At 71.8% G+C, this 23752-nt stretch carries 14 protein-coding genes, 1 tRNA gene, 1 rRNA gene and 1 pseudogene; 5 read left to right on the top strand and 12 right to left on the bottom strand.

Going from position 1 to position 23752, the window contains the following annotated elements; genetic code table 11:
• The first annotated feature begins 105 nt into the window (after window positions 1–105).
• The 4 genes from ACIP4Z_RS25595 to ACIP4Z_RS25580 all read left to right on the top strand — a co-directional run bounded on the left by ACIP4Z_RS25595 (window position 106) and on the right by ACIP4Z_RS25580 (window position 4022).
• A complete protein-coding gene (locus tag ACIP4Z_RS25595; RefSeq protein WP_401311825.1) occupies window positions 106–1545 on the top strand; it encodes a histidine kinase in 1440 nt (479 codons plus the stop codon).
• Between the two features lie 62 nt (window positions 1546–1607).
• On the top strand, window positions 1608–2288 hold the full coding sequence (locus ACIP4Z_RS25590; protein ID WP_401312236.1) for a LuxR C-terminal-related transcriptional regulator: 681 nt from the start codon (window positions 1608–1610) through the stop codon (window positions 2286–2288).
• Window positions 2289–2387: 99 nt separating this feature from the next.
• On the top strand, window positions 2388–3191 hold the full coding sequence (locus ACIP4Z_RS25585; protein ID WP_401311822.1) for an Fpg/Nei family DNA glycosylase: 804 nt from the start codon (window positions 2388–2390) through the stop codon (window positions 3189–3191).
• A 33-nt stretch (window positions 3192–3224) separates the two neighbouring features.
• Complete coding sequence (locus tag ACIP4Z_RS25580; protein ID WP_391052274.1) at window positions 3225–4022, top strand: glucose 1-dehydrogenase; 798 nt, start codon at window positions 3225–3227, stop codon at window positions 4020–4022.
• A gap of 683 nt (window positions 4023–4705) precedes the next feature.
• On the opposite strand, the gene ACIP4Z_RS25575 is transcribed toward ACIP4Z_RS25580, so the two are convergent.
• From ACIP4Z_RS25575 to ACIP4Z_RS25535, 9 genes and pseudogenes are all read right to left on the bottom strand, one after another.
• Window positions 4706–5176 carry a DNA starvation/stationary phase protection protein gene (locus ACIP4Z_RS25575; protein ID WP_355338135.1) on the bottom strand — a complete coding sequence of 157 codons (471 nt, stop codon included), beginning with the start codon at window positions 5174–5176 and terminating at the stop codon, window positions 4706–4708.
• Window positions 5177–5446: 270 nt separating this feature from the next.
• Window positions 5447–5839, bottom strand: a complete 393-nt coding sequence (locus ACIP4Z_RS25570; RefSeq protein WP_355338132.1) for a helix-turn-helix transcriptional regulator — start codon at window positions 5837–5839, stop codon at window positions 5447–5449.
• 94 nt (window positions 5840–5933) lie between these two features.
• On the bottom strand, window positions 5934–6485 hold the full coding sequence (locus ACIP4Z_RS25565; protein ID WP_401311817.1) for a CinA family protein: 552 nt from the start codon (window positions 6483–6485) through the stop codon (window positions 5934–5936).
• Complete coding sequence (gene pgsA / locus ACIP4Z_RS25560; RefSeq protein WP_401311814.1) at window positions 6482–7258, bottom strand: CDP-diacylglycerol--glycerol-3-phosphate 3-phosphatidyltransferase; 777 nt, start codon at window positions 7256–7258, stop codon at window positions 6482–6484. Before pgsA ends, ACIP4Z_RS25565 begins: the two co-directional genes overlap by 4 nt.
• A 146-nt stretch (window positions 7259–7404) precedes the next feature.
• A pseudogene (gene rimO, locus ACIP4Z_RS25555) lies at window positions 7405–8928 on the bottom strand (30S ribosomal protein S12 methylthiotransferase RimO); the annotation flags it as partial.
• 83 nt (window positions 8929–9011) lie between these two features.
• Window positions 9012–9821, bottom strand: coding sequence for a RodZ domain-containing protein (locus ACIP4Z_RS25550; protein WP_188286150.1), 810 nt, complete (start codon window positions 9819–9821; stop codon window positions 9012–9014).
• A gap of 363 nt (window positions 9822–10184) precedes the next feature.
• Window positions 10185–12965, bottom strand: coding sequence for a DNA translocase FtsK (locus tag ACIP4Z_RS25545; RefSeq protein WP_401311811.1), 2781 nt, complete (start codon window positions 12963–12965; stop codon window positions 10185–10187).
• Window positions 12966–13092: 127 nt separating this feature from the next.
• Window positions 13093–13791: a response regulator gene (locus tag ACIP4Z_RS25540; protein ID WP_355338120.1), complete on the bottom strand. Its 699-nt coding sequence runs from the start codon at window positions 13789–13791 to the stop codon at window positions 13093–13095.
• A 253-nt stretch (window positions 13792–14044) separates the two neighbouring features.
• Window positions 14045–19528, bottom strand: a complete 5484-nt coding sequence (locus ACIP4Z_RS25535) for a HAMP domain-containing protein (protein ID WP_355338118.1) — start codon at window positions 19526–19528, stop codon at window positions 14045–14047.
• A gap of 325 nt (window positions 19529–19853) precedes the next feature.
• Between ACIP4Z_RS25535 and ACIP4Z_RS25530 the strand changes: the two genes are divergently transcribed.
• On the top strand, window positions 19854–22526 hold the full coding sequence (locus ACIP4Z_RS25530) for a SpoIIE family protein phosphatase (RefSeq protein WP_355338115.1): 2673 nt from the start codon (window positions 19854–19856) through the stop codon (window positions 22524–22526).
• Window positions 22527–22660: 134 nt separating this feature from the next.
• Here ACIP4Z_RS25530 and ACIP4Z_RS25525 read toward each other — a convergent pair.
• From ACIP4Z_RS25525 to rrf, 3 genes are all read right to left on the bottom strand, one after another.
• Window positions 22661–22733: transfer RNA gene (locus ACIP4Z_RS25525), tRNA-Thr, on the bottom strand.
• A 71-nt stretch (window positions 22734–22804) separates the two neighbouring features.
• Window positions 22805–23533: a DegT/DnrJ/EryC1/StrS family aminotransferase gene (locus ACIP4Z_RS25520; protein ID WP_355338780.1), complete on the bottom strand. Its 729-nt coding sequence runs from the start codon at window positions 23531–23533 to the stop codon at window positions 22805–22807.
• A 133-nt stretch (window positions 23534–23666) separates the two neighbouring features.
• Window positions 23667–23752 (bottom strand): 5S ribosomal RNA (gene rrf, locus ACIP4Z_RS25515); the annotation flags it as partial.

Below are 23752 nucleotides of genomic sequence, written 5' to 3'. Positions count from 1 at the left end.
TGCGCGGGCCGTTCCGGCAGGTCACGCTGCGAATGGCGGCCGGTCACCGGGGCGCCTCCCGTACCGCTCGCAGCGCACCGACCTCGCCCTCGACCAGGAGCCCCGATGCACAGCTCGCCGCCGCCCGGCCAGGACCGGGACGCGCCCCCGGTCCCGACCCCGGAGCCGAACCGGACGCCGGAGCCGAACCGGAGGCCGCAGCCGGAGCCGGATTCGGATGCGGTATGGGAGCTGAGGCCGGAGCTGGCATCGGAGCGGGACCCGGAGCCGAGCCCCGATCCGGACGGCTGGTGGCTGGCGGCGGTCATGAACGGCGCCTTCGTCGTCCTCCTCGCGGGCGCCCTCATCCGCTTCGTCGACCGGCACCCCGGCAGCGGTCGCCTGCCGTGGGTGATCGGGCTGAGCGTGGCGCTCACGGTCCTCCAGTTCGCGGGCCGTCGGCCCGGACGGCGACGCGAACCGCTCCCCCGCAAGTGGGAGCTGGCACGCCTCGCCGCCCTCGTCGCCTGCTGGACCGTCGTCGTCCTGCTGGCGCCGAGCTTCGCCTGGTGCGCCGTCCCGCTCATCTACACGGGCCTGCGGTCGCTGCCGACCCGGGCGGCCGTGGCGCTCGTGGCCGCGCTCGCCGTACTCGTCGTCATCGCGGAGTTGCGGCTGGCGGACGGGACGGACCCCAATCTGGTGCTGCTGCCACCCGCCGTCGCCACCCTCGCCACCGCCGTCTTCGTCCACATGCGGCGGCAGACCGGCCGTCAGCAGGCCCTCATCGACGACCTGGTGCGCACCCGCCGCGAACTGGCGGCCACCGAACGGCGCGAGGGCACCCTCGCGGAACGGCAGCGGCTGTCGATGGAGATCCACGACAGCCTCGCGCAGGGCCTGTCCAGCCAGCGGATGCTGCTCCAGGCCGCGGACCGGATCTGGGAGACGGCACCGGACGCCGCCCGCGGCCACGTCCGTACCGCCACCGCCGTGGCCGAGCAGAATCTCGCCGAAGCACGCCGCTTCGTGCACGACCTCGCGCCCGCCGCGCTCGTCGGACAGGACCTGGACGACGCCCTGCGCGCGCTCGCCGCGCAGCACTCCGAAGACTCTGACCGCTCCGAAAGCTCTGACCGCTCCGAAGGCTCCGACCACTCCGAAGGCTCTGCCGACTCCGAGCGCGCTCCGCGCTCCCGGCCGTCGGCCCTCACGGTCCGCTGCCACGTGGAGGGCGCGCCCGTGCCGCTCCCGGACCGTAAGCGGTCGGCGCTGCTGCGGATCGCGCAGGGCGCGCTCGCCAACACCGCGGAGCACGCCGGGGCCGCCCACGCCACGCTCACGCTGACGTATCTCGACGACCAGGTGCTGCTCGACGTCTCCGACGACGGGCGCGGCTTCGATCCGGCCGCCGTCGCCGCCACCGGGGTACGCGGCCACGGGCTGCCCGCGATCCGCGCGCGGGTGGGCCAGCTCGGCGGCACCCTGAGCATCGAGTCAGCCCCCGGCGAGGGCACCGTGCTGTCCGTCGCCGTCCCCCTCGAAGCCCTGGAGGCCGCGCCGTGACCGAGATCCGACCCGTCCGTCTCGTGGTCTGCGACGACCACGCCGTGGTGCGTGCCGGACTGATGGCGCTGCTGGCCAGCGCGGACGGCATCGAGGTGGTGGGCGAGGCGGGCAGCGGCGAGGAGGCCGTCGCGATGGCCGCGAAGACGCGGCCGGACGTGGTCCTCATGGACCTCCAGCTCGGTCCGGGCATCGACGGCGTCGAGGCCACCCGCCGGATCGCCGCCGCAGCGGCCCACGCACCGGCCGAATCCGTTCGGCCGGAGACGCCCGGAACAGCCGCCACGCCCGGAGCAGCCGCTGCGCCCGGGACAGGCACGGCGCCCGGGACAGGCACGGCGCACGGCGGCCCGTACGTCCTCGTCCTCACCACGTACGACACCGACGCCGACATCACCCGCGCCATCGAGGCGGGCGCGACCGGCTACCTGCTGAAGGCCGAGCGCCCGGAGGAGCTGTTCTCCGCGATCCGCGCCGCCGCGCAGGGCCGCACCGCGCTGTCGCCGCCGGTCGCGGGGCGCGTGATGGCCCATATGCGCGCGCCGGGACCGCAGTTGACCGCCCGTGAGCGCGACATCCTCGGCCAGCTCGCCCGCGGCCTCGGCAACCGCGACATCGCCCGCGCCCTGTTCATCAGCGAGGCCACCGTCAAGACCCACCTCGGCCGGATCTACGACAAGCTCGGCGTCGACACCCGCGCGGGCGCGGTGGCCGCGGCGACCGAACGCCGCCTGCTCGGCTGATCCCGCACCAGAACCCCCAGCACCCCGCCCCCAGGGGCGCGCCGAAACCGCCGCCGCCCCGACGTGACCCCCGCCCCCGCCCCGCGTCATCATGGACAGATGCCCGAGGGAGACACGGTCTGGCTGACGGCCCGCCGACTGCATGACGCGCTGGCGGGGCGCGCCCTCGTGCGGGCCGACCTGCGGGTGCCGCAATTGGCCACGGCCGATCTGACCGGCCGCCGGGTCCTCGAAGTGGTGAGCCGCGGCAAGCACCTCCTCACCCGGCTGGACGGCGGCGCGACGCTCCACTCGCATCTGCGGATGGAGGGCTCCTGGCACCTGTACGCGCCCGGTGAGCGCTGGCGCGGCGGTCCCGCCCACCAGATCAGGGCGGTGCTGGAGACGGAGCACAGGACGGCCGTCGGCTACCGGCTGCCGGTACTGGCGCTGCTGCCGACCGCGCGGGAGTCCGAGGCCGTCGGCCACCTGGGCCCCGATCTGCTCGGGCCCGACTGGGACCCGGCGCGGGCGCTGGCGCGGCTGGTCGCGGAGCCGGAGCGAGAGATCGCCGAGGCGCTGCTCGACCAGCGCAATATGGCGGGGCTCGGCAATGTGTACGTGGTCGAGCTGTGTTTTCTGCGCGGGGTGACACCGTGGACGGCGGTCGGCGACGTCAGGGCGCCGGAGAAGGTGGTCGCGCTGGCGAAGCGGCTGCTGGAGGCGAACAAGGAGCGCTCCGGCCACATCACCACGGGCGATACGCGGCGCGGCCGTACGCACTGGGTCTACGACCGGGCGAACCGGCCGTGTCTGCGCTGCGGCACCACGGTCAGGACCGACCGGCACGGCAGGGCGGACCAGAGCCGGGTCGCGTACTGGTGCCCGAGCTGCCAGAAAGGTCCGCCTCCGCACGGCAATTGACGCACCGTCAGATACGGTCGTACGGTCGGACGCATGACGGTCACGGCGTACGACCTCAGCGGGCGGGTCGCCCTGGTCACCGGAGCGGCGAGCGGGATCGGCCGGGCCAGCGCGCGGTCGCTCGCGTCAGCGGGCGCGGTCGTGGTGTGCGCGGACCGGGACGAGCCGGGGGTACGCGAGACGGCGGCGCTGATCGATGAGGCCGGCGGGCGGGCCGAGCCCCGGGCGCTCGACGTCACCGACAAAGCGGCTATCGCCCGGACCGTCGCCGGCATCGTCCGGGACCACGGCGGCCTCGACATCTTGGCGGCCGTCGCCGGGATCATGCACAGCAGCGGCGTCCTCGACACCAGCGACGACGACCTGGACCGCGTCCTGGCGGTGAATTTCCGCGGGGTGCTGCACTGCGCCCAGGAGGCGGCCCGCGCGATGGCCGACCGCGGCGGCGGCAGCATCATCACGATGTCGTCCAGTGCGATCGACACGGGCGCGCGCGGCCTGCTCTGCTACAGCGTGTCCAAGGCGGCCGTCGTCCAGCTCACCAAGACCCTCGCCACCGAGCTGGGTCCGCTCGGCATCCGCGCCAACACCGTGGCTCCCGGCTTCATCCGCACCCCGATGACCGCGCACTACGGCACCGGCGCGGACGGGGTGTTCGACGAGAGGGCGCAGGCCCGCGCCGAGGAGTCGCTGGCACGCATGTCCCCGCTGGGCCGGGTCGGCAGGCCCGAGGACGTGGCCCCGGCCGTGCTCTACCTCGCCTCAGACGCCTCCGCCTTCGTCACCGGCCAGATCCTCCGCCCCAACGGCGGGGTGGCCATGCCCTGGTAGGACGCATCCCCGGAATCCGGCGTCGGGCGACAGCCGTCCGGTCCGCACCCGTTCCATCGGCCCCCGCGGAAAGGACGGCCCGTCCGCGTCACCCGCCACGGCCGCCCGCATCCGCCGCTTCACCGTCGGCACCGCGTGCAGCGGTATGAGCCCGAGGCTCCAACCGCCCGCGGCCATCGCGCCCTCCCACGACCCGACGGCCTCCGGCCGTATCCACAGCCGCAGCACCGCCCACCACCACAGCAGCCCGCAGGCGAGCGCGAACACAACGGCGGCGGAGCGTACGCCCCGGCCCGATCCCGTACGGCGGACACCGGATTCAGCACCGCGGCCCGCGAATCCCCCACCGCGGACCGGAGAACCGTCCGGCGTCTCCCGGCCCGGCGGCCGCACCGATGTTAGGCGCCGTGACCGACCCCATGACCCGTCCCCTGACCAGCCCCCCACCCGGTCCGTGGCCTGGAGCACGAAAACTCGCAGTGCGCGCATGGCCGCCTCCTTCGGACCCCCGAGGTTGCGGCGGGAGGCCGCCCGCGGCGGGTCCCGTACTCAGGTGCGATGCCCTGCCGCCAAGATCGCTAGCCGCGCGCCGGCAGGCCCCGGGCAACGTTCACCCGAAAGGGTCGCCGCACGGCCACGACCAACTGCGACATATGCACGCAAAGCGACATTCCGGCCGGGCGTCAGACGTTCTCGGCCTGGAACATCCAGTGGAACTTCTCGATGTCGGCGGTGATCCCGATCAGGATGTCCTGGCTGACCGGATCGGGCTGCTCGGTGGTCTCGATCCGCTCGCGCATCCGCACGATCACGGCGTCCAGCGCGGCGACCAGGATCTCGACGACCTCGGTGTCCTTGACCCAGCCGTCGGTCACCGTGTCGATCCCGCTGGTCTCGGCGACCGTGCGGGCCCGCCCGTCGGGCGTCACGCCGATCGCGGAGGCCCGCTCGGCGACCGTGTCGGAGTGCAGCCGGGCGGTGTCGACGACCTCGTCGAGCTGGAGATGGACGGAGCGGAAGCGCGGGCCGACGACATTCCAGTGCACCTGCTTGGCGAGCAGCGACAGGTCCAGGAGGTCCACCAGGGCGCCTTGCAGCGCGTCTCCGACGGTCTTCCGGTCCGGCTCCGACAGCGGGCTCTTGACGACAGTCATGCGGTTCTCTCCTAGCGGATCGACACCATGAGGTCCGTTTCGCCCCCCTTGACCCTCCCCGCCTACCCTGCCTCGGGCTCGCACACATGGCAAAAGCACGAACAACAGCGCGGACGAAAGCACGGCGCGAAGCGCGGCCCGAAGCACGGCGGGAGAAGGCCGGGAGAAGGGCGGCGGAACGGCCGAAGCCCGGCGGACGTACGGGCACACGCCGACGGCCCCGACCGGGAGCGAGCCGGTCGGGGCCGTCGGAACAAGCAGGTCAGAAGGCTAGGCGGCGACCACGTCGACAGCCTCGGCAGACTTCTTGGGCGCCTTGATAGTGATCCGTTCGTCCGGTGTGGACGTCATGGACGTGACAGAAGTGACCGCACCCAGCAGGGGCCGCATCGGCGCGGCAGTGGTCTCGGACGCCGCCGACTGTGCCAGCTCGGCAAGCGACAGATCGTCACTGACCTCCCGCATCACCTCGGACATAGGAACGTCCAAGGCGTCGCAGATCGCCGAGAGCAGCTCGGATGACGCTTCCTTCTGCCCCCGTTCGACCTCTGACAGATAGCCCAGGGAAACCCGGGCGGACGAAGAGACCTCACGCAGGGTGCGGCCCTGGCGCTGGCGCTGCCGACGCAGCACGTCACCAAGCAGGCGACGGAGCAGGATCATCGGTGGCTCCCTCCTCGGACCGCGAATCCGCATCCTCTTCGCCCCACCGTACCGCCTCGGGCACCGGCCGTGCGGGGAGCGATGTCGTGTTCACTCAGGGCTGCAAACATCCCTTCCCCCCGTGTTCTTCCCTATCCTTCACCTCCGGACTCTTCTCGGGGCGGGTCTTCCTCAGCTCCGAGGTCAGCAGTTCGAATACGGCGGCCACGGTCGCCCGCCGGATCTCCGTACGGTCGCCCGACAGCCTGAGCGCGGCGCCCACCGCACCGCCGGGACCCGCGACGGCCACGAACACCGTGCCCACCGGCTGCCCGTCCTGCGGGTCCGGTCCCGCCACCCCGGTCGTCGCGGCGCCCCAGTCGGCGCCGAGCCGGTCCCGTACGCCCCCGGCCATCTCGCGGGCCACCTGGGCGTCCACGGCGCCGCGCGCGGCCAGCAGGGCCGCGTCCACGCCGAGCAGCTCGTGCTTGAGGGCGGTCGCGTACGCCGTCACCGAGCCGCGGAAGGTCCGGGAGGCGCCGGGCACCCCGGTCAGCTCCGCGGCCACCAGACCGCCGGTCAGGGACTCCGCGACGGCCAGCGTCCGGCCGCGCTCGTCCAGCAGCCGCAGTACCTCCGCCGCGTCCGCCCGCCCAGCGGCGGTCATACGCCCTGCGGTCGCTCGGCCCCGGCCTCGGCCTCCAGCTCGACGCCGGCCACGGAATCCGCCGCGGTGGCGCCCGCCGGAGCTTGGGCCGGAGCGGCGGCCGCTTCCGCGACCGCCTCGGAGGCCGCCGCGACCGCGGCGCGCTCCGCCGCCAGTCCCGCGCGGCGCAGGACGACCGCCTGCCGTACGTAGTCGAAGCCGGTGGCGACGGTCAGGACGACCGCGGCGCCCATCATCCAGGCCCGTACGGTGGCCAGCGGGCCGGTCAGGATCAGGACGTACATGCCGACGGCGATGCCCTGTGTGAGCGTCTTGAGCTTGCCGCCCCGGCTGGCGGGGATCACGCCGTGCCTGATCACCCAGAACCGCATGGCGGTGATGCCCAGCTCGCGGAAGAGGATGACGACGGTGACCCACCAGGGCAGGTCGCCGAGGGCGGACAGGCCGACGAGCGCCGCGCCCATGATCGCCTTGTCGGCGATGGGGTCGGCGATCTTGCCGAAGTCGGTGACCAGGCCGTAGCGGCGGGCCAGCTCGCCGTCGAAGAGGTCGGTGATCATCGCGACGGCGAAGGCGGCCCAGGCGAAGGAGCGCCAGGCCGGGTCGTGCCCGTCGCCGTGCACGAGCAGCAGCACGAAGCCGGGGACCAGGACCAGCCGGGCCATCGTGAGCATGTTCGCGATGTTCCACAGGTCGGCCTTGGGCAGCACCGGGTCCCCGAGGTGGTCGGGGGTCGAGGAGGCCGGGGCGGCGGGCGCGGGGGCTCCGGTCATCTGCCCACCTCCTGCAGGCCGCGCGGGGCGTCGGTCACGCCCCCCGCGGCACTCGCCGTCCCGGTCGTATCCTCAGGAATCTCAGGAATCTCAGGAACCGCCGGAATCTCGGGAACCGCACGGCTCGCCGGAACCGCCGGGGCGTCCAGCGGCTCCGCGATCAGGTCCACGCCCTCGGTCGCCGTCACCTTCGCCATGACGAAGGTCCCCGGCAGCGGGGCGGGAGCGCCGTCGGGCACCGCCAGCACGACCTGCCCGTCGGTCTCCGGCGCCTGATGGTCGGCCCGGCCGGTCACCTCGCCGGTCTCCTCGTCCACCGCCTCGACCAGCACCCGTACGGTCGCGCCCAGCCGCTCCTCCGCGCGCTGCGCGGTCAGCTCCTCGGCCAGCCGCGAGACCCGCGCGAGCCTGGCGGCGACCACGTCCTCGTCGAGCTTGTCGCCGAAGGTCGCCGCCTCCGTACCGTCCTCGTCCGAGTAGCCGAACACGCCGATGGCGTCCAGCCGCGCGGAGCCCAGGAACCGTTCCAGCTCGGCCAGATCGGCTTCCGTCTCGCCGGGGAAGCCGACGATGAAGTTCGAGCGGACACCCGCCTCCGGGGCCTTGGCCCGGATGGTGTCCAGCAGTTCGAGGAAGCGGTCGGTGTCGCCGAAGCGGCGCATGGCGCGCAGCACGGCGGGCGCGGAGTGCTGGAAGGACAGGTCGAAGTACGGGACGACGCCCGGAGTTCCGGTGAGCGCGTCGATCAGGCCGGGGCGCATCTCGGCGGGCTGGAGGTAGCTGACCCGGACCCGCTCGATGCCGTCGACCGCCGCCAGCTCCGGCAGCAGCGTCTCCAGCAGGCGGATGTCGCCGAGGTCCTTGCCGTACGAGGTGTTGTTCTCGCTGACCAGCATCACCTCCTTGACGCCCTCTCCGGCCAGCCAGCGGGTCTCGCCGAGGACGTCGGAGGGGCGGCGGGAGATGAAGGAGCCGCGGAAGGACGGGATCGCGCAGAAGGTGCAGCGGCGGTCGCAGCCGGAGGCGAGCTTCACGGAGGCGACGGGTCCCGAGTCCAGGCGGCGGCGCAGCGGCGCGCGCGGGCCGGAGGCGGGCGCGACGCCCTCGGGCAGATCGGCGGGCGCCTGGGCCGCGAAATCCTCGGAAGTCTCAAGAGCGCTCACGGCGGCCTCGACCGGCTCCTCGCCCGACGTCCCGTGCCCCTGCGCGTGCCCCGGCAGCGCCACACTCGCCGCCTGCCGCTCGGCCGGGCTGATCGGCAGCAGCTTGCGCCGGTCGCGCGGGGTGTGCGACGCGTGGACGCCGCCGGCCAGGATCGTCCGCAGCCGGTCGGAGATGTCCGCGTAGTCGTCGAAGCCGAGTACGCCGTCCGCCTCGGGCAGCGCCTCGGCCAGTTCCTTGCCGTACCGCTCGGCCATGCAGCCGACCGCGACGACGGCCTGGGTGCGCGCCTGCCCCTTGAGGTCGTTGGCCTCCAGCAGCGCGTCCACCGAGTCCTTCTTGGCCGCCTCGACGAAGCCGCAGGTGTTCACGACCGCCACATCGGCCTCGGAGGCGTCGTCGACCAACTGCCATCCGTCCGCCGCCAGCCGGCCGGCGAGTTCCTCGGAGTCCACCTCATTGCGGGCGCAGCCGAGCGTGACAAGAGCGACGGTACGGGGTTCGGGCATAGGCTCAGCGTACCCGGCCATGTCGCCGCCGCCCCCGCGCCACCGGTGCTCGCGGTGGTGCCGGGACGGCGGGGAAGCACAATTCAGCCCTGCGTGGGGTCACCCGGCGTGTAGGTGAGACGCACCACCTGACCGTCGGTGCCCGCGGCGCCGAGGTCCTTGCCGTTGACGAAGAGCTTGACGGCGCCCGCGTTGCCGACGACGAGCTTGATCTTCTTGTCGTCGGTGAAGGTCTGGGACTCGCCCTTCTTCAGCGACTTCTGGAAGAGCTGCTTGCCGTTGCCGTCACTGGCCTGGACCCAGCTCGTGCCGCTCTCGGCGCTGATCTTGACGGTGACCTTGCCGGGCGGGGCGGCGGCGATGGCGCTGTCGGTCGGGTCCGTCTTCGGATCGGCGCCGTTGCTCTGCGGCGACTGGGTGACGGCGGGCGCGCTGGTGGTCGCGGACGGGCTCGGGGAGTTCGCCGCGGTCTTGTCGCCGCCGCTGCCGCCGGTGAAGACCGTGAAGCCGACGAAGCCCACCACGGCGACGATCGCCGCGACCATGGCCGCCGTCCAGTTCGCCCGGCGCGGCTCCGAACGGATCTTCTGCGCCTCGTAGAGCGGCGCGACGGGAGCGGGCGCCTCCTCGCCGATGTGCTCGGCGACGTACTGCTCGACCAGCGGTTCGGGGTCGACGCCGACGGCGCGCGCCAGGGTCCGGATATGCCCGCGGGCGTAGACGTCGCCGCCGCACCGCGAGAAGTCGTCCTGTTCGATCGACTGCACGATCGGGACGCGCACCCGCGTGCTGGTGCTGACCTCGTCGATGGAGAGCCCCGCCGCGATACGGGCCTGGGCGAGGGCGTGACCGACCGAAGGCCGGTCTTCGGAGGGCGAGTTGCCGACGGACACGAGGGCGCCTTTCGAGGGTGCAGCCACCTGCTGGAAGTTCAGTCTAGGGGGGGTACGAAACGCGGCGGCAACCGGACGATCACTTTTTGTCCGCCATCAGGATTGCCATCGGGATCGCGGTCGGGGTTGCCATCGGGATCGCGGTCAGGATCGTCGTCGGAAGCCGACAGGTTCACCCGTGTGCATCGATACGAGCCCCCCTGTATCAACTTGACGTACGAACAGGAGAAACGGTTGCCCCAACACATTCCCCGAGTCCCGTGACTTACGCATTTCCGTGGGCCGTCCGGGCCCCCGGTACGTACAGGACCGGCCGTTCCCGCGCGCTCGACCTGCCGACGCCCGGCTCCGGACCGGCCGCTCCTACGCTCCTCCGCCGCGGATCTCGGCGAGGACGTCGTCCAGCTCGTCGGCCTTCACCATCACGTCGCGCGCCTTGGAGCCCTCGCTGGGGCCGACGATGCCGCGCGACTCCATCAGGTCCATCAGCCTGCCCGCCTTGGCGAAACCGACCCGCAGCTTGCGCTGGAGCATCGACGTGGAGCCGAACTGGGTGGAAACCACCAGCTCAGCGGCCTGGCACAGCAGGTCCAGGTCGTCGCCGATCTCCTCGTCGATCTCCTTCTTCGGGCCGCTGCCGACCGTGACGTCGGAGCGGTAGCTGGGCGTGAGCTGCGCCTTGCAGTGGTCGACGACCTTGGCGACCTCGTCCTCGGTGACGAAGGCGCCCTGCATACGAATCGGCTTGTTCGCGCCCATCGGCAGGAAGAGCCCGTCGCCCTTGCCGATCAGCTTCTCGGCGCCGGGCTGGTCCAGGATGACGCGGCTGTCGGCGAGCGAGGACGTCGCGAAGGCGAGCCGGGAGGGCACATTGGCCTTGATCAGACCGGTCACGACATCGACGCTGGGCCGCTGGGTGGCCAGCACCAGGTGGATGCCCGCGGCCCGCGCGAGCTGCGTGATGCGGACGATGGAGTCCTCCACGTCACGCGGCGCGACCATCATGAGGTCGGCCAGCTCGTCCACGATCACCAGCAGATACGGATACGGCGTCAGCTCGCGCTCGCTGCCCTCGGGCGTCTTGGCCTTGCCCGAGCGCACGGCGGCGTTGAAGTCGTCGATGTGCCGGAAGCCGTACGCGGCGAGGTCGTCGTAGCGCAGGTCCATCTCGCGCACCACCCACTGGAGGGCTTCCGCGGCCCGCTTGGGGTTGGTGATGATCGGGGTGATCAGGTGCGGGATGCCCTCGTACGCGGTCAGCTCGACGCGCTTGGGGTCGACCAGCACCATCCGGACCTCGTCGGGGGTGGCGCGGGCCATCACCGAGGTGATCAGGCAGTTGATGCAGGAGGACTTGCCGGAGCCGGTGGCGCCCGCGACCAGGACGTGCGGCATCTTGGCGAGGTTGGCCATCACGTAGCCGCCCTCGACGTCCTTGCCGAGCGCGACGGTCATCGGGTGGTCCTCGCCCGCGGCCTCCGCGGAGCGCAGCACGTCGCCGAGGTTGACCATCTCGCGGTCGCTGTTGGGGATCTCGATGCCGACCGCGGACTTGCCGGGGATCGGGCTGATGATCCGGATGTCGGGGCTGGCGACCGAGTAGGCGATGTTCTTGGCGAGCGCGGTGATCCGCTCGACCTTGACCGCGGGGCCCAGCTCCACCTCGTAGCGGGTGACCGTCGGGCCGCGGGTGAAGCCGGTGACGACCGCGTCGACCTTGAACTCCTTGAAGACCTGGCCGAGCGCCGCGACCACCGCGTCGTTGGCGGCGCTGCGGGTACGGCCGGGGCCGCCGCGCTCCAGCAGGTCCAGGGAGGGCAGCGCGTAGGTGATGTCGCCGGAGAGCTGGAGCTGTTCCGCGCGGGGCGGCAGCGGCGGTCCCGTGGTCTCGGGCGACTTCTTGGTGAGGTCGGGGACGCCGCCGGACTCCGCGGGGGCAGCGCTCGCATCCTCCGGGGTGTCCTCGGCGCGCGCGGCCGGCACCGGCTTCCTGATCCGGCTGGTGAGGTCGGCGACCAGCGGGGAGGGCTGCACACCGTGCAGCACCGCGCCGTCCAGCGCGGCGGCGGCAGCGGCGGCCACGTCCACCGCGTCCCTGCCGTCCTCGTCCCGGTCGCCGGGCAGCGCCCCGGAGCGGCGCCTGGGGCGGCGGCGCGGCTTGGGCTCGTCGGCGCCCGGGTCGCCCCCGGCCGCGGACGCGACGGCGGAGCGCTCGTCGGGGTCGGTGTCGCTGTCGACGTCGTAGGGCTCCGCGGCCGATTTGCCGAAGCGGATCGGCAGCCGCCGTACGGGCGACTCGTCGGTGGTGTCGGCGGTGCGGGGGTCGTCCTCGTCCTCGAAGAAGTCCTCCAGCGGGACCGCCTCGGGGTCCGCGGGCGCCTCGTACACGCCGAGGCGGGTGGCGGCCTGGCGCAGCCGCTGCGGGATCGCGTTCACCGGGGTGGCGGTGACCACGAGCAGGCCGAAGCCGGTGAAGAGCAGGAGCAACGGGACGGCGAGCACCGAGCCGACGGTGTAGACGAGCGGGGAGGCGGCGGCCCAGCCGAGCAGGCCGCCCGCGTCGCGCATCGCGGTCGCGCCCTCGCCGCGGCCGGGGGCGCCGCAGGCCAGGTGGACCAGGCCGAGCGCGCCGATGACGAGGGCGGACAGGCCGATCACGATCCGGCCGTTGGCCTCCGGCTGTTCCGGGTGGCGCATCAGGCGTACGGCGACCGCGCCGAGCAGGAACGGCACGAGCAGGTCGAGGCGGCCGAAGGCGCCGGTGATCAGGATCTCGACGAGGTTGCCGACCGGGCCCTGGAGGTTGGACCAGGTGCCCGCGGCGACCACCAGGGTCAGGCCGAGCAGGAGCAGCGCCAGGCCGTCCTTGCGGTGCGCGGGGTCCAGGCCGCGCGCGCCGCGCCCTATGCCGCGGAAGACGGCGCCCACGGTGTGCGCCAGGCCGAGCCACACGGCGCGCGCCATGCGGAAGAGCCCGCTGGTCGGCGACGGTGCGGGCCGGGGCGCGGGTCTGGCCGCCGCAGCCTTCTTGGCGGGCGGTCTCCCCGCGGCGCTCTTCGCGGCGGCGGGCTTCTTCGCCGCGGTCTTCTTGGCCGCAGGCTTCGCCGGGGCTTTTTTGGCGGTGCCGGACGTACGTGAGGCCATGGTGCCGAGGTTACCGCCCTTGTGATCGGGTGACACGCGTGCCTGAGAGTACGCCCGTTCGTGTCGTCCGGCCGGGGCCGGGGACTGACGCGACGTCAAAAGCGGCGCGCGGCCTTCCCCGTACGGCTCACTCCTGATTCGGCAGCTTGACGACGCCGTTGCCGGTGCCCGGTTCGAGCGCGTCCAGGGCGCGGCGCAGGCCGGTCAGCTTGCGCTCCAGGTGGGCGGCGGTGGCGACGGCCGCGGCGTCCGCGGACTCGTCGAGCTGCTTGGTGAGCGCCTCGGCCTGCTCCTCGACGGCGGCCAGCCGCGCGGACAGTTCGGCGAGCAGCCCCGCGGGTTCGCCCGCGCCGCGTCCCCTGCCGTTGGTGCCCGCGGCGGACGGCACGCCCTGTTCCAACTGGAGCCGCAGCAGTGCCGCCTGCTCCCGGAGCTGGCAGTTCTTGGTGTAGAGGTCGACGAAGACTGACACCTTGGCGCGCAGCACCCACGGGTCGAACGGCTTGGAGATGTAGTCGACCGCGCCCGCCGCGTACCCCCGGAAGGTGTGGTGCGGGCCGTGGTTGATGGCGGTGAGGAAGATGATCGGGATGTCCCGGGTCCGCTCCCGCCGTTTGATGTGCGCCGCGGTCTCGAACCCGTCCATGCCCGGCATCTGGACATCGAGCAGGATCACCGCGAAATCATCGGTGAGCAGCGCTTTCAGCGCTTCCTCCCCGGACGATGCCCGTACCAGCGTCTGATCGAGCGCAGAGAGGATCGCCTCAAGCGCCAGCAGATTCTCCGGCCGGTCATCGACCAGGAGGATCTTGGCCTTCTGCACCATGGCCCGCCCTCCTCGCCCCGGCACTACACCGGTCGCCGCCCCCGGGGACGACTCCGTCGTGCCGCCCGTCCTTGTGCCGGTCATGGTAGCCGCACCCCGCCGTTCGCCACACCCTGTCACCGCCAGGTCACTCAACACGTACCGCAAACGTAGGCGGAGACCAGAAGGTTCCCCTTAATCGGCGCCCTCACACCTCATCGGGCGCACGATCCCGGGCGCGGGCCCATGGCGTCGCCGGGCCCGCGCCCGGCCGTCACCGGGCGTGCATCCACTCCTCCATCAAGGTGAGCAGATGGTCGGTGTCGACCGGCTTGGTCACGTAGTCCGACGCCCCGGACTCGATGCTCTTCTCCCGGTCGCCCTTCATCGCCTTCGCGGTGAGCGCGATGATCGGCAGCCCGGCGAACTGCGGCATCTTGCGGATCGCCGTGGTCGTCGCGTAGCCGTCCATCTCCGGCATCATGATGTCCATCAGCACCACGGCGATGTCGTCGTGCTGCTCCAGGACCTCGATGCCCTCGCGGCCGTTCTCGGCGTACAGCACGGTCAGGCCGTGCTGTTCGAGGACGCTGGTGAGGGCGAAGACATTGCGGATGTCGTCGTCCACGATCAGCACCTTCTCGCCGCTGAAGCCGCCGGAGAAGCCGGTGTACGCGTCGGGGTGCCCCTCGTCGGACCAGGTGTCCTCGGTGCCCGCTCCGCCCGGACCCCGCGACTGCGCGGAGCCGTTGGCCGAGCCGTTCGCGGACCCGCCGCGCGGACCCGACCCGTTCGAGGGCGCAGAGCCGTTGGACTGGCCGCCGCCCTCGGGCAGTTGCGGGGGCTGCGCGGAACGGCGGCGCAGCCGGGCCAGGCTGCTGCCCGGGCGCGCCCGGTCGCCGGCCGAGCCCTGCTCGAAGTCGCCGCCGTGGCCGCCCGCGGGCAGTTGCGGCAGCGCCTGCGGGAAGTCGCCCAGGGACAGCGGCAGATACAGCGTGAAGGTCGAGCCGCGTCCCGGCTGGCTGTCGGCGTGGATCTCGCCGCCGAGCAGCCGGGCGATCTCGCGGCTGATCGACAGACCGAGGCCCGTACCGCCGTACTTCCGGCTGGTGGTGCCGTCGGCCTGCTTGAACGCCTCGAAGATCACCCGCATCTTGCTGGCCGCGATGCCGATGCCCGTATCGGTCACGGAGAAGGCGATCAGCGGCTGGTCGGGCTCGCGCATCGTGCCCGCTTCCAGCAACTGCTCCTTGATCGACTGCGGCACCTCGGTGCCCGCGGGCCTGATCACCAGCTCCACCGAGCCGCTGTCGGTGAACTTCACCGCGTTCGACAGCAGATTGCGCAGCACCTGGAGCAGCCGCTGCTCGTCGGTGTGCAGGGTGACCGGCAGTTCGGGCGAGACCCGGACGGAGAAGTCCAGGCCCTTCTCCGCGGTCAGCGGCCGGAAGGTGGCCTCCACGTAGTCCACGAGCTGCACCAGGGCGATACGGGTCGGCGAGACGTCCATCTTGCCGGCCTCGACCTTGGACAGGTCCAGGATGTCGTTGATGAGCTGGAGCAGGTCGGAACCGGCGCCGTGGATGGTCTCGGCGAATTCGACCTGCTTGGGCGAGAGGTTGCCGTCCGCGTTGTCGGCGAGCAGCTTCGCCAGGATGAGCAGCGAGTTGAGCGGGGTGCGCAGCTCGTGCGACATGTTGGCGAGGAATTCCGACTTGTAGCGCATCGAGACCGCGAGCTGTTCCGCGCGCTCCTCCAGCACCTGGCGGGCCTCTTCGATCTCGGTGTTCTTCACCTCGATGTCGCGGTTCTGCCGGGCCAGCAGTTCGGCCTTCTCCTCCAGCTCGCCGTTGGACATCTCCAGGGCGGCCTGCCGGTTCTCCAGCTCCGCCGAGCGCTCCTGGAGCTGTTCGGTCAGCTCCTGGGACTGCTTGAGCAGTCCCTCGGTCTTGGTGTTGACCGAGATGGTGTTGACGCTGATCGCGATGATGTCGGTGATCTGGTTGAGGAAGTCCTTCTGGATCTGGGTGAACGGCTGGAAGGCGGCCAGTTCGATCACGCCGAGCACCCGGCCCTCGAAGAGCACCGGCAACACGATGACGTGCGACGGAGGTGCCTCGCCGAGCCCCGAGGTGATCTTCAGATAACCCGGCGGCACGTTCTCGATCAGGATCGAGCGCTTCTCCACCGCGGCCTGGCCGATCAGCCCCTCCCCCGGCAGGAAGACCGACGACATCGTCCGCTTGGAGAAGCCGTACGCGCCGATCAGCCGCAGCTCGTACTCCTCGCCGACCTCCTGGGTGTCCTCGGCGAGGAAGAAGGCGCCGTGCTGCGCGGAGACGACCGGGGTCAGCTCGCTCATGATCAGCGCGGCCACGTCGCCGAGGTCGCGGCGGCCCTGCATCAGGCCGGAGATCCGCGCCAGGTTGCCCTTGAGCCAGTCCTGCTCCTTGTTGGCGAGCGTGGTCTCGCGCAGACGGACGATCATCGTGTTGATGTAGTCCTGGAGTTCCAGGATCTCGCCCGCCGCGTCCACGTCGATCCGCAGATTGAGATCGCCGCGGGTCACCGCGGTCGCGACCTGCGCGATGTTGCGGACCTGGCTGGTCAGGTTGTTCGCCATCAGGTTCACGGACTCGGTGAGGTCCTTCCAGATGCCCGAGACGTCGGGCACCCGCGCCTGACCGCCCAGACGTCCTTCCGTGCCCACCTCGCGAGCGACGCGGGTCACCTCGTCACCGAAGGCGGAGAGCTGCCCGACCATCGTGTTGATGGTCGTCTTCAGCTCCAGGATCTCGCCGCGCGCGTCCACGTCGATCTTCTTGGACAGATCACCGCGGGCGACCGCCGTGGTCACCTGCGCGATCTGCCGCACCTGACCGGTCAGGTTGGACGCCATGCCGTTCACCGACTCGGTGAGGTCCTTCCAGGTGCCCGCCACGCCCGGCACCCGCGCCTGGCCGCCGAGGATGCCCTCGGTGCCCACCTCGCGGGCCACGCGCGTGACCTCGTCACCGAAGGCCGACAGCGTGTCCACCATCGTGTTGATGGTCTCGGCGAGCTGCGCGACCTCGCCGCGCGCCTCGACGGTGATCTTCTTCGTCAGGTCGCCGTTGGCCACGGCCGTGGCGACCGACGAGATCGAACGCACCTGGCTGGTCAGGTTGTTGGCCATCAGGTTGACGTTGTCGGTGAGGTCCTTCCAGATGCCCGACGCGTCACGGACCCGCGCCTGGCCGCCGAGCTGGCCCTCCGTACCGACCTCGCGGGCCACGCGCGTGACCTCGTCACCGAACGCGGACAGCGTGTCCACCATCTGGTTCACCGTCGTCACCAGCGCCAGGATCTCGCCCTTGGCGTCGACGGTGATCTTCCGGGACAGGTCGCCCTGCGCCACCGCGTTGGTGACATCGGCGATGTTGCGGACCTGACTGGTCAGGTTGTTCGCCATGAAGTTGACGGACTGCGTCAGGTCCTTCCAGGTGCCGCTGACGCCCTGCACCTCGGCCTGCCCGCCCAGGATGCCCTCGGTGCCCACCTCGCGGGCCACCCGGGTCACCTCCGCGCCGAACGCGGAGAGCTGGTCGACCATCGTGTTCAGGGTGTTCTTCAGCTCCAGGATCTCGCCCCGGGCGTCCACGTCGATCTTCTGCGACAGGTCACCGCGCGCCACAGCGGTGGCGACCTCGGCGATGTTGCGGACCTGGGCCGTCAGATTCCCCGCCATGCCGTTCACGGAGTCGGTCAGGTCACGCCACACACCGGCGACGCCTGGCACCTGCGCCTGGCCGCCGAGCCGCCCCTCCGTGCCCACGTCACGGGCCACGCGGGTCACCTGCTCGGCGAACGACGAGAGCTGGTCGACCATCGTGTTGATGGTGTTCTTCAGCTCCAGGATCTCCCCGCGCGCGTCCACGTCGATCTTCTGCGACAGGTCACCACGCGCCACAGCCGTCGTGACCTGCGCGATCTGCCGCACCTGGGACGTCAGATTGCCGGCCATGAAGTTGACGGAGTCCGTCAGGTCCTTCCAGGTGCCGGCCACACCGTCCACCCGCGCCTGACCGCCCAGCCGCCCCTCCGTACCCACGTCACGCGCCATCCGCGTCACCTGGGCGGCGAAGGAACCGAGCTGGTCGACCATCCGGTTCACGGTGTTCTTCAGCTCCAGCATCTCGCCGGAGACGTCCACCGTGACCTTCTGCGTCAGATCGCCATTGGCGACCGCCGTCGTGACCTGCGCGATGTTACGGACCTGGCCCGTCAGGTTGCGGAAGGCCGTGTTCACGGAGTCCGTGAGGTCCTTCCACGTACCCGCCGCGCCCGGCACCTGCGCCTGACCACCCAGCACACCTTCGACGCCGACCTCGCGGGCCACCCGCGTCACCTCCGCGCCGAACGCGGAGAGCTGGTCGACCATCGTATTGACGGTGTTCTTCAGCTCCAGCATCTCGCCGGAGACGTCCACCGTGACCTTCTGGGACAGGTCGCCGTTGGCGACCGCCGTGGTCACCTGGGCGATGTCGCGCACCTGGCCGGTCAGGTTGCGGAAGGCGGTGTTCACCGAGTCAGTGAGGTCCTTCCACGTACCCGCCGCGCCCGGCACCTGCGCCTGACCACCCAGCAGACCCTCGGCGCCGACCTCACCGGCGACCCGCGTCACCTCGTCGGCGAACGTCCGCAGCGTCTCGGTCATCGCGTTGATCGTCTCGGCGAGCTGCGCGACCTCGCCGCGCGCGCCGATGGTGATCTTCTGCGACAGGTCGCCGTTGGCGACCGCCGTCGTCACCTGCGCGATGTCCCGCACCTGGGCCGTCAGATTCCCGGCCATCAGGTTCACGGAGTCCGTGAGGTCCTTCCACACACCGGCCATGCCCGGCACCTGGGCCTGGCCGCCCAGCTCGCCCTCGGTGCCCACCTCGCGGGCCACCCGGGTCACCTCGGAGGAGAACGAGGAGAGCTGGTCCACCATCGTGTTGACGGTGTTCTTCAGCTCCAGCATCTCGCCGGCCACGTGCACGGTGACCTTGCGGGACAGATCGCCCTTCAGGACCGCCTGCGTCACCAGCGCGATGTCCCGCACCTGGGCGGTCAGCCGGTACGCCATGGTGTTGACCGAGTCCGTGAGGTCCTTCCAGGACCCCGCCATGCCCCGGACCTTCGCCTGGCCGCCCAGCTTGCCCTCGGTACCGACCTCGCTGGCCACCCGCGTCACCTCGTCGGTGAACGCGGAGAGCTGGTCCACCAGCCCGTTGACCGTCCGGCCGACCTTGAGGAATTCGCCGCGCAGCGGGTGCGCCGACCCGTCCGCGTTCTGCGACCGCAGGTCCATCCGCTGTTCCAGGTCGCCCTCGGCCACCGCCGACAGCACCCGCCCGACCTCCGACACCGGCCGTACGAGATCGTCCACCAGCGCGTTGGACGCCTCGATCGCGGCGGCCCAGGCGCCCTCGCAGGCACCGGTCTCCAGCCGCTCTGTGAGTTTTCCCTCCCGGCCGACGACCCGCCGGACCCGGGCCAGCTCACCGGTAAGGTGCTGGTTACGGTCCGCGACCTCGTTGAAGACGGCGGAGATCTCCGCCATCACGCCGTCACCCGACACCGTCAGCCGCTTGCGGAAGTTCCCGTCCCGCATCGCGGCCAGCGCTCCGAGGAGCTTGACCAGCGCGGCCGAATCGACCTCTACGGTCCCACTGGCGCGGGATCGCCCGTTCTTCGTGCGCGTGCTCGTGCCCCGCGCCGATGCGCCAGACTCCACCGTGTCCCTCCTGGAGGGTCGACCGACCTGCAAAAGTGCAAGATTGCTGCCTTGAGAGCATGCCCAGTGTTTCACCATGGCCCCACCCGGCCATAACAGTTCGGCGGCAACGCTTATAACCCGTGGCACGTTCGGGGTGGAAACACCCGCAACCGGCGCACGCGGTGTCCGCGTGGGTAAGTAACCTGGCTCTTGTGTCGGCGGCGCCGCACCTTGCCAGGCGTACACCTCAGGGGGCCGCCGACGAGGACCGGGCAGGACGGCGGCGGCACGGGCGGCGGGACCGGTCAGCGGACCCGCCCACGGACGAGCAACGAGGAGACCGGTGATCACGGCGCGCGCTGCGGCCAGCTTCGAACCGGTGGGGCGGTCGGTCGCCGTCGCGCGTGCCTTCGTACGCGACACCCTGCACGGCTGGGGCTTCGCCGACGTCGTGGACGACGCGGTGGTGCTCACCAGCGAACTGGTGACCAACGCCGTCGTGCACGCGGGCACCGCCGCCGACGTGCAGTGTCTGCGGTACGAGACGGCCGTACGCGTCGAGGTCGCCGACCACTACCCCGACCGCGAGATCCCCATCCAGGGCAGAGGCCGCCAGTTCCGTGACCCCGACAACGAGGGCGGGCGCGGCCTGCTGCTGTGCGCCGCCCTGGCCAGCCGCTGGGGCGTGGAGTACACCGGCGCGGGCAAGCACGTCTGGTTCCAGCTCGACCTGCCCGAGCGCCCCGCGGGCACCCGCTCCGCGGGACCCGTCCTGCCCGCCGCCGACCTCCCGCTCACCGACGAGAGCGTGCGCGTCGCCGTCGTCCAGGTCGACCGCATGGGCTCGATCACGCGCTGGAACGACGACGCGGCCGAGCTCTTCGGCCACCCCGCCGCCGACGTCGTCGGCAAACCGCTCGCCGACCTCACCGCCTGGCCGCAGACCCCCGGCACCGGCATCGGCCTCGCCGAGGCGCTGCTGCACTCCCGCTGGGAAGGCACCTACGGCCTGCGCGACGCCGACGGCCGCGTCCTGCCCGTGTACGGCTCCCACCTGCGCGTCCGCGACAGCGAGGGCGAGCCCTCCACCGTCATCCTGCTGGTGCGCGCCGAGGAGCGGGCCGTGCTCCAGACGCCGTCCCGCGGCTCCGGCAGCGCGGAATCCGGCCTCGGCCAGCGCGGCAAGACCACGGACGCCTTCGAGGTCTTCATCGGCTCCCCCGCCCCCGACGACCTCGACAGCCTCCTCCAGCGCACCGTCGAACGCGCCCGCGACATGCTCGACGGCGACGCCGCCTACCTGCTGCTCGCCACCGACGACGAGACCGAGCTGGAAGTACGCGCCTCCACCGGCCTGCCGTCCGCCCGCCAGCGCTTCGCCCGCGTCCCCGTCGAAGCGGGCACCGGACGCTACGGCAGCGCCCGTATGCCGGCCGTCCACGAGGACCTCACCGCGGTCCCCGGCGCCGTACCGCTGCTGTCGGGCACCGGCATGCGCTCGGTGGTCACCGTGCCGCTCAAGGTCGAGGGCCGCCTGACCGGCTCGCTGGGCGTCGCCGCCGAGGCCCCCGGCCGCTACAACAACCAGGAAGCGCTGCGGCTCCAATTCGCCGCCGACCGGATCGCGCTCGCCGTGGAGAGCGCCCGGCTCACCGAGCTGGAACGGCTGCGCCGCGGCTCGCTGTCCTTCCTCGTCGAGGCGTCCGACCTGCTCGCGGGCACGCTGGAACGCGACCAGACGCTGGCCCTCATGGCCCAGATGACGGTTCCGACGCTGGCGAGCTGGTGCGCGGTCTACACGATCGCCGAGCAGTCGGAACCGGAGCTGGCCTTCGTCCTGCACGAGGACGAGGACCGCATCGACGGCATCAAGGCGCTGCTGTCCCAGGTACGGCCTCCGGAGCCCGACCCGACACCCGGCGCCCGCATGTGGACCGCGCCCTCCGACGCGGCCCACTCCAGCGCCCTGCGGGCCTCTCTGCGCAGCCTCGGGGTCGGCGCGCGCTCCGCGCCCTCCTCGTCCGCGCCGAACGCCGCCACGCCCACCTCGGGCAAGGGCGGGCGCGCGCCGAGCGCCCCCGGTGTCGCGCTCGCCACCGCGGCGGCCGTCGGCGGCGAAACGGTCGTCCTGCCGCTGGTCGCCCGCAACCGGGTCATCGGCATGCTCACCCTCGGCAAGCCCGCCGACGAACGCTTCCGCCAGGAGATCCTCGAACTCGCCGAAGACCTCTCCCGCCGAGCGGCCCTCGCTCTGGACAACGCCCGCCTCTACAGCGAGCGCACCGCGATCAGCCAGGCCCTCCAGCGCAGCCTCCTGCCGCCGGAGCTGCCGCACATCCCCGGCGTCGAGGTCGAGGTCGTCTACCGCGCCGCGGGCGAGGGCAACGAGGTCGGCGGCGACTTCTACGACCTCTTCCCGATCCGCGACGGCTGCTGGGGCTTCGCCATCGGCGACGTCTGCGGTACGGGACCGGAGGCCGCCGCCGTCACCGGCCTCGCCCGGCACGCGCTGCGCCTGCTGGCCCGCGAGGGCTTCGGCGGCCCCGCCGTCCTCGAACGCCTCAACGCCGCCATCCTCGACGAGGGCGCCCGCAGCCGCTTCCTCACGCTCCTGTACGGCGAGTTGTGGCCCCAGCACGACGGCAGCGCCGTCCTGCGCATGGTCTGCGCCGGCCACCCGCTCCCGCTGCGCCTGCGCCCCGACGGCACCGTCGAACCCGCCGCCGAACCGCAGCCGCTGCTCGGCGTGATGGACGACCTCGAACTGTACGAGCAGACCGTCTCCCTCGACCCCGGCGATGTCCTGCTCTGCGTCACCGACGGCGTCACCGAGCGCCGCGAGGGCACCCGCATGCTCGGCGACGACGGCCTCGCCGACGTCCTGTCCACCTGTACGGGCCTGACCGCGGGTGCCGTGGCCGCCCGTATCCAACGGGCCGTTGAGCGCTTCGCCTCTGACGCGCCGTCCGACGACATGGCGATCCTGTCGATGCGGGTCCCGAAGAAGTCCGAGTAGCGCGGGTTCTTCGCACGGGGATTCTTCGCGCGGGGATTCTTCGCGCGGTCCTCGGCGCGAGGTTCTTGGCGCGGGTCCTGGTGCGCGACGGCATGAAGAAGGCCCCCACCTGACGGTGAGGGCCTTCTGTGCCGAGCCCCAATACGGAATCGAACCGTAGACCTTCTCCTTACCATGGAGACGCTCTACCGACTGAGCTATTGGGGCGCGTCGATGGGAAGATCCTATCCCATGAACGCGGGTGCTCGGAGCACGCTCAAGGGACGTTCAGCGGCGGTTCACAGCAGTCCGCCGAGCGCGTTGCAGGCGTCCGCGATGTGCGTCAACTCCCGCTGGGTGATGCCGGGGTGGACCGGCAGCGACAGGCTGTCCGCGGCCACCAGTTCGGTCTGCGGCAACACGGCCCCCGACCGGTGCGCGGGCATCCGGTGCACCGGTACGGGCACGCTCACGGTCGCCCGCACGCCCCGTGCCGCCAGGGCCGCGGCGAAGGCGTCCCGGTCCGGCCGGCCGTTGCCGGGAATCCGTACCGCGTACTGCCGGTAGAGGTGGTGCGCCCCCGGCTCGGTGTACGGCACGACCACGCCCTTGAGCGCCGAGTCCAGGAACCGCGCGTGCGCCCGCCGCCGGGCGACCACTCCCGCGTCCTCCTCGACACCGCCCTCGGTGCCCTGCTCCACGAGCGCCAGACCACGGCGCGACGCCAGGTCGTCGAGCCGCGCCATCGGCGCGGGGTGCCCGAATACGTGGACGGGTACGATCGCGGCCGTCCGCGCCGTGACGCCCGCGGCGACGGCCTCGGGGGCCAGGCAGAACGTCCGGGGGTCGATGTCCGCGAACACCGGTGTGGCGCCCGCGAGTCGGACGGCGTCGGCCGGCGCGCCCGGACCGAACGACGGGACGATGACCTCGTCCCCTGTCCCGATACCCAGCTCCTCGAGCGACGTGCGCAGCGCGGCGGCCGTCGCGTCCGAAGCGATCCTGTGCCGTCGTCCGGCAGTCGTCATCTGCTGCACGTCTCCACACCTCCGCCTATCGGGAGGCCCAGAGTCTCGGAGCGACGTGAACAGAGGGTAACGGAAAACAAAAATGCCTTGGCCCCCGAGTCGAAGCTCGGGGGCCAAGGCATTGATAAAGATTGTTCGGCGGTGTCCTACTCTCCCACAGGGTCCCCCCTGCAGTACCATCGGCGCTGAAAGGCTTAGCTTCCGGGTTCGGAATGTAAC

The organism is Streptomyces sp. NPDC088910 (assembly GCF_044749865.1).
In the GTDB taxonomy this organism is placed as follows: domain Bacteria; phylum Actinomycetota; class Actinomycetes; order Streptomycetales; family Streptomycetaceae; genus Actinacidiphila.
This window is presented reverse-complemented; position numbering and strand designations above follow the sequence as displayed.